The sequence below is a fragment of the Shigella sp. FC1967 genome, from assembly GCF_001743005.1.
GTDB lineage: Bacteria > Pseudomonadota > Gammaproteobacteria > Enterobacterales > Enterobacteriaceae > Proteus.
Map to the genome: position 1 here is coordinate 1 of NZ_MIIZ01000605.1, position 6,487 is coordinate 6,487.

General features: G+C 38.4%; 11 protein-coding genes. 10 read left to right on the top strand and 1 reads right to left on the bottom strand.

What is annotated here, in order from left to right:
- The first annotated feature begins 192 nt into the window (after positions 1 to 192).
- From BHE89_RS23720 to BHE89_RS06865, 6 genes are read left to right on the top strand one after another with little or no spacing between them, the layout of a single operon-like run.
- The gene (locus BHE89_RS23720; RefSeq protein ID WP_004243375.1) at positions 193 to 354 is read left to right on the top strand and encodes a hypothetical protein; all 162 of its coding nucleotides are present in this window, start codon (positions 193 to 195) and stop codon (positions 352 to 354) included.
- Positions 341 to 2,062, top strand: a complete 1,722-nt coding sequence (locus BHE89_RS06845) for a PD-(D/E)XK nuclease-like domain-containing protein (protein ID WP_069368901.1) — start codon at positions 341 to 343, stop codon at positions 2,060 to 2,062. Before BHE89_RS23720 ends, BHE89_RS06845 begins: the two co-directional genes overlap by 14 nt.
- A gap of 45 nt (positions 2,063 to 2,107) precedes the next feature.
- Positions 2,108 to 3,148: a RecT family recombinase gene (locus tag BHE89_RS06850; protein ID WP_069368900.1), complete on the top strand. Its 1,041-nt coding sequence runs from the start codon at positions 2,108 to 2,110 to the stop codon at positions 3,146 to 3,148.
- A 44-nt stretch (positions 3,149 to 3,192) separates the two neighbouring features.
- A complete protein-coding gene (locus BHE89_RS06855) occupies positions 3,193 to 3,450 on the top strand; it encodes a helix-turn-helix transcriptional regulator (RefSeq protein WP_069368899.1) in 258 nt (85 codons plus the stop codon).
- A gap of 29 nt (positions 3,451 to 3,479) precedes the next feature.
- Positions 3,480 to 4,286: a hypothetical protein gene (locus BHE89_RS06860; protein WP_077885131.1), complete on the top strand. Its 807-nt coding sequence runs from the start codon at positions 3,480 to 3,482 to the stop codon at positions 4,284 to 4,286.
- A gap of 39 nt (positions 4,287 to 4,325) precedes the next feature.
- The gene (locus BHE89_RS06865; RefSeq protein ID WP_069368898.1) at positions 4,326 to 4,520 is read left to right on the top strand and encodes a hypothetical protein; all 195 of its coding nucleotides are present in this window, start codon (positions 4,326 to 4,328) and stop codon (positions 4,518 to 4,520) included.
- A gap of 58 nt (positions 4,521 to 4,578) precedes the next feature.
- Here the strand turns inward: BHE89_RS06865 and BHE89_RS06870 are convergent, their stop codons facing one another.
- Entirely contained in the window at positions 4,579 to 4,812 is a 234-nt protein-coding gene (locus BHE89_RS06870) for a hypothetical protein (protein WP_069368897.1), read from the bottom strand.
- A 124-nt stretch (positions 4,813 to 4,936) separates the two neighbouring features.
- Between BHE89_RS06870 and BHE89_RS06875 the strand changes: the two genes are divergently transcribed.
- From BHE89_RS06875 to BHE89_RS06890, 4 genes are all read left to right on the top strand, one after another.
- Positions 4,937 to 5,452 (top strand): hypothetical protein, encoded by a 516-nt coding sequence (locus tag BHE89_RS06875; protein ID WP_069368896.1) that lies wholly within the window; start codon positions 4,937 to 4,939, stop codon positions 5,450 to 5,452.
- Complete coding sequence (locus tag BHE89_RS06880) at positions 5,452 to 5,985, top strand: hypothetical protein (protein WP_069368895.1); 534 nt, start codon at positions 5,452 to 5,454, stop codon at positions 5,983 to 5,985. The genes BHE89_RS06875 and BHE89_RS06880 overlap by 1 nt, the downstream gene beginning before the upstream one ends.
- Positions 5,985 to 6,257, top strand: coding sequence for a hypothetical protein (locus tag BHE89_RS06885; RefSeq protein ID WP_069368894.1), 273 nt, complete (start codon positions 5,985 to 5,987; stop codon positions 6,255 to 6,257). Before BHE89_RS06880 ends, BHE89_RS06885 begins: the two co-directional genes overlap by 1 nt.
- Positions 6,247 to 6,487 (top strand): hypothetical protein (locus tag BHE89_RS06890; protein WP_141008273.1); only part of this gene is annotated, 241 nt, incomplete at its 3' end. The genes BHE89_RS06885 and BHE89_RS06890, both read left to right, overlap by 11 nt.

Below are 6,487 nucleotides of genomic sequence, written 5' to 3' on the forward strand. Positions count from 1 at the left end.
TGCCTTTTTGACCTTGTTCACAAATTCATATCCATTTTGGTAAATTATTTATTTTTATCGGTTGACATTGGTTAATTTGTGGTTATGATTAAAAACAAAGATTAACCAATTAGGTTAATAGCTCTTTAACAATATGGATAAAAGAGACTGATTTTTTAATGCGCTCAGACATAACCAATTTGGTGATTAGTCATGATCTTTTATATCAAAGACGGTAAGCATGTATTTACCTTATCTGGCTTAAATGAGTCACAGTCATTTGACAATTTTAAAGCCGGTATTGAGTGGGCTTATGTAAGAAAGCTCGCATTACAAACAGAACAATTAGTAGGTAAACAAAATGTCAGACACTAAGCACTTAAATGTGTTGATTGCAAAAGCTCTTTTACTTAACCAAGATATTACTGATAGCGAACAAGTAGATGCGCTAACAGCTCATATCAATGGTGATATTGAAAAAGAAGAGTTTAAGCAATATGAACACTTTATTAATATCACGCTACTTGCACTTTCATTGGTTCCTAATATCAGCAGTGAACTCAGTGAAGAGCAAATCGTTAACGCTATTATGTCATTTATTGATAACCCTGATATGCGTAGCGTTCGTCATAGAGTTAATCACTTTAACTCATTAATAAACCCAAAAACCGCCTCAATTGAGGTAGAAAAAAAAGAAGTACCTCAGGAAGAGGTGATTTTTCACGCCAGCAAAGATAACCAAAACGGTCAACACAAGGAGACGGAAGATATTCCACAGGAAGAAAATGACCAACCTGCTTATTTTGAACCTGGTCGTTATCCAGATATTCCTAACGAGGTGTATCACAGTTCAAACGGCATCAGTAGTTCGATGCTAAAAGATGCTCGTATTAGTTTGATGTATTACGAGTTACGCCATGTAACAAAAGTCATTGAGCGTGAAAATAAGCGTTGTTTCGACTTAGGTAGTGCATTTCACACGTTAACAATGGAACCTGCAAAGTTTGATGCTGAATTCAGTGTTAAGCCAATTATTCCAGAAGATGCCTTTACAACAACGGAAACAATGAAGTCATGGATTGACGAATACAACAATAAGTTGCCCAAGAAGCTCTCACAAGATGAGTTAAAAGCAATTATTGAAGAACATAATGCCACTCTGACACCGCAACTTTCCACCAGCGGAAAAGCCGAAGAGCTAGGTCAGATATACATGCAGTTGCCCGATGAATTTAAAGCCATTCCAGAGGATTGGAAATTCACAGGTGCAGCAATGAAAGCCTGTATCAAAGCCTATAACGATACTTTGCCAATACCATTGAAAACCTCAGGTAATACAGAAGCATTACTTGAGCAGATAAACAGCGTTAACCCTGAGTTATATTTGGCAGAAACAAATAAACCTGAGCCACTTAGAAAACCCGTCAAAAAAGATGACCTCATGCAGGTCATTAAAGAAGTGAACCCTGATGCTGTATTTGAAGATGAAATCATTAGCCAGTGGCTTAGTGACGATTCAAAAATTCATGTTCAAACCGTTGACTATGAAATGGCAAATAACATGCGTAACGCTGTTATGAACCACAAAGAAGCATCCAGTTTATTAAATCACCCTAACCGTGTATCAGAAGTGAGCTACTACGGCATTGATGAAGATACTGGTCTTGAAATTCGTGTTCGTCCTGATATCGAAATTCAAACAGAAAATAACCGATTAGGTTTTGACCTCAAATCAGTAGCACTTGGTCGATTTAAACAAGATGCCATTGAAGCCATGATCCGCAGAGAAATCATTAATCGCGATTATCACATCAGTGCAGCTATGTATTGTGATGTGGCAATGCTGGATCAGTTCTTCTGGATATTCGTTAACAAAGACGAGCATTACCACTGGGTTGCTATCGTTGAAGCCTCTCCTGAATTACTTGAACTGGGTCGCGCTGAGTACAAAAAGACACTGCGTGATATCCGTGAAGCTATGGATACAGGATATTGGCCAGCGCCAATCACCACTACTCTCACTATCGGTATCACTGACTTTGAGCAGAGAAAGTTAGAAGAACTGCAAAACGAAGTCGCTTAATAAAACTGCGCTTGAACAATCAGGCGCACGCTTGGAGTAAATATTATGTCAGAAGTAGCAACTCTCGAAAGAAACCAATCAGTAATGAATAACACATCATTACTTTTTAATCCTGAATCATTAGACCGTATTGTTAAATTTGCTGAGCTAATGGCATCAGGTACAGCAACGGTGCCAAGGCATCTGCAAGGTAAACCATCTGATTGTCTTGCTATCACAATGCAGTCTGCACGCTGGGGAATGGATCCTTTCGTTGTCGGTCAAAAAACACATGTCATCAATGGTGTGCTTGGTTATGAAGCCCAATTAGTAAATGCGGTTATTACCAGTTCAAATGCTGTTGTAGGTCGATTCCATTACAAATACGGTGGCGACTGGGAAAAGATTGTAGGCATGAAAGATAAACGTGATGAATCGGGTTTATTTATTGAAGTCGGTGCAATTTTAAGAGGTGAAGAAGAAATTACATGGGGTGAGCCTGTTTACCTTGCTGATGTACAGACGAGAAACTCACCTCTTTGGAAAACAATGCCTAAGCAACAAATCGCGTATCTCGCTGTAAAATATTGGGCCCGTCTTTATTGTCCTGAAGTTATCCTTGGTGTGTATACGCCAGAAGAACTTGAAGATCGCCCGATTAAAGACATCACCCCACAGAAAGAACGTGTAAGCATTGATGAAATCACTACCCAGCAACAACCAAATAATGCTGAACCTGTAAAAGAAGCTCAAGGCGAGTTTATACCTAAGTTCGATGCTGAAGCATTTAGATTAGCTATTGATGATGTTCAGACTGTCGAAGAAGCTAAAAATATTCGCGCAGAAATTGAGAACTTAAAAAATGAAATGGGGATCAACCTGTTTGCTGAATTAAAAAATAAAGCAGTACAGGCATACCACCGCATTGATGCACGTAATGCCTTAGAAGCTTCTATCAACTCACTTCCTGAATCTGGTTCACCTGAAGCCACTGAAGCATTTGAAAAAGTAGACAAGCTACTTAAGTCAAGTAAGCGAAAACTCGGTGATGAATTATACGAGTCTTTCTCTATCACGCTTGATGATATGCGCCCTGAATACCAGTGATCCTATTTAAAGCGGAGCGACACAGCTCCGCAAGGAGTTTAGATATGAATATTAAATTACCTATCAAACCTATTCGTATGCCTGCTGTTTTAAAGCTAACAGGACTTTCTCGCTCAACTATTCGCACCTTAGAGAAGAAAGGTGATTTTCCAAAACGTATGTATTTGTCGGTGCGTTGCGTGGCATGGGAGGCGGAAGAAGTTGATGAGTGGTTGAAAAAGCGTTCTCAATCAAGAGAGACACCTAAGTGTTACACGGAACGTAAGCGTAATGAAGCTGGGCAGTTTGTGAGTAACGCCTAACCCTACCTGTTTAACCAAAGGATATAACCATGAAAGATAACAATACCATTGCAGATAGCTTAGCAAATGATATCGCTAAACATTGTTCTGAGTTTGAAAAATCACCCGAGTATGCAGAGATGATCCGTACTCATGTTAAAAGTCTTTATGAAAAAGCAATTAAAGATACTTTTAGCTGGGGTAACTTTCCTGACCGAGTTAAAAAAGCCCTTGAATCAGCTCTTCCAGAAAATATTAGTGAGGTGGTTGACCTGCCTAAATATAACCTATTAATGGCTAAAGAACTTTCTAGTCAATGGGAAATGAATGGCGTCAGTGAGCAAATGGTTAACGGCATGAAAGATTTGGTATTGAAATTTATCAAATCACATGAAATTCCAAAATACATCAAAGCATCTGACCTTTGGAAGGCATACGTAGATCAATATCAAGAAGAGGCGGCTCATGAGGGCTGGGGAAGACCACTAGTGGTTATTTCTGAGGGAGAATATACATGGGAAAAAGGATTTTTCCATATCGGCTTAGAGAAAGAGCCAGCTAGCGACTCTCCATACAGTCATAGAAGAAAAGAAAAATATCACCAGTGCGATACCCACCTTAGCTTCCATCAAGAAACCACTAGAGAAATGCGTGAAGACGTTGCAGTTATGCATGATGGGTATCCAGTTTACAGTTTATATGCTGGTGAACTTGAGTGCTCAGACACTCTTGGTAAGCAAGTTGTTCAGTTCCGATCTGAGTTTGAGCGCCTTGTTGGTGCACTTTATTACGGCGGAAGCTTGTTGGTTTTAGATGAATCTGACGCTGATGAAATTTATTACAACAACGATTATTAACCCATGAACTCAGTGCAAGGATGCAAACAGGAGATAGATATGACTATTACATTAACAACAAAGCAAATAATGGCTATGGCTGATTTTGCTGGCTTAAAAGTAGAGCTACATGGTTTAGATATTGATGATGAGACTGAATACACCATCGAGCCATGTAGAGATAAAGAAACTGGTCGTGTGCACGTATTTTACTGCACTGAATATCCAGAAGAAGGCGCTATCCAACTGGATTAATTTAACTTGCGGGGATGCAATGAAGAGGAATGAATGCCAATCCTTGGCAGATGTAAATTTAGATAAAGCTCGCCATAAACATACACATAGCAGACCTAGTCAATAAGGTTCTTCTATTAATTCCGTCAGGCATCTTTATATCAAACGTCAATTTACCCACATCCCACTTTTCAAAGTTAGGAAATTTAGAATTATCTTCTAAATAAAAAGTCAAATAGGAATCCCTAGAGTCTCTAGCTACAAGCCTGTAATCAATGCCAAATACTTTTATTTCATAATATCGATTACTCATTTTTCTTCTTCCTCGCCAATGGTCGAAAATCGATCATACCACCAAGAATTAAACAAATAAACCTTTTAAAACATGGCTTTACAGATTACATATTTTTCTCAAAAACATATCAACAGAGGGAATGATGAAGGACAGAATCAAGTTTAACGATGCAATGTTAGCGGCTGTCATGGATGGCGACAAAACACAAACGCGTAGACCGATTGAGCCACAACCAAAAGTAACCGAGGAAGAGTTACGAAACCTTAGTGCATGGCAAGAAGGTTACACACTATCAGAGCAAGTATGCGCAGCATGGCGGCATGGATTTTTTGATGTTGATTGTCCGTATGGTGAAATAAGCGACATCATCAACATTGCAGGCAAAGACGGTAATATCAAAGGGAAAATTGAAATTACTGATGTTTGGGTTCAGCAAGTTCAGGAGATATCACAGGATGATGTTATCGTAGAGGGAATTACAACTGGTAAATATGGAAATGAAGGTAACTGGTTAACTGGATTTTATGTGCCAAATAGTAACCAGCCATATCAAACAGCAAAATCAGCATTCTGTGCCTTATGGCAATCAATATATGGCGTAGATAGTTTTTATAAAAATCCGTGGGTATGGGTTATTGAGTTTAAAAAGGTGGAGTGATGAAAGTTGAACAATCTCAAGTTACTAAGTTAGTAATAACAGGCATAGAGCGTCACGACCCTATTCATGTGTATCTTGAAGACTACGGCGATAATCAAAACAGCCGTGTCACAATTAGCGAAAGCGGTTGTTCATGGTCTTGCTTTTGGGGCTCGATGGGTAGTTCGCTAGTTGAGTTTATTCAGCGTATTAACAATCACTACTGGATAGGTAAGTTAGATTCTAATTTAATCTATGAAATAGATGACGATAACGATGCAAATGCTAAATATGCCAAAAAGCAAGTTATCAAACTACGCAAAGATGATGAAATAGATAAACACGAAGCAAGGGAATATTGGGGTTTAATCGAATCATCAGATAATGTTAAAGATGATTGTTGCAATAGTTTTTTAGGCGGTAAGTTGCTTAGCTTGTTTGGTGATGATGCTTGGTATAACGATTGGCCTTCTATTCCTAACCCTCAATATCTAAGAATGGAATCACGATTAAACGCTGTTCGTGAGGCATTAAAGCAAATAAAGGGGGTGTGATGGATAAATCAAGGCAGCAATTTGAATATTGGTACTTTAATAATCATAGTCATGAACAAAAATACCCACTACACAAAGATGAGAGTGGCGAGTATTACTATGATGGAACAAGAAAAGCATGGATTTCATGGCAAGCATCACGCGAGAGCTTGGAGGTTGAATTACCAGACCCATTTATTGCAAATGAAAATTGCGAAACTTGGTGTTATGACGAAGATTTAGTTAATCAGGCATTAATCAGCAATGGAGTGAAAATAAAAAATGAAAGTTAGCGATGAATTATTAGTAATATCTGCCGAAATTGAACTAGCAGTAAATAATAGCGATTCATCTGTAGTTAATATTGAAATGATGAAACATGAGGCTGAATTACTTATTTATCATTTTAAAGGTTTAAGTAGAAATAAACCTATTGGTTATATGTCAGTGACTGGAGTTGAAAATATTCATGATTGTGGCAGTTCTACTGTGCATGAAGAATCAGACGATAAACGAAATATCC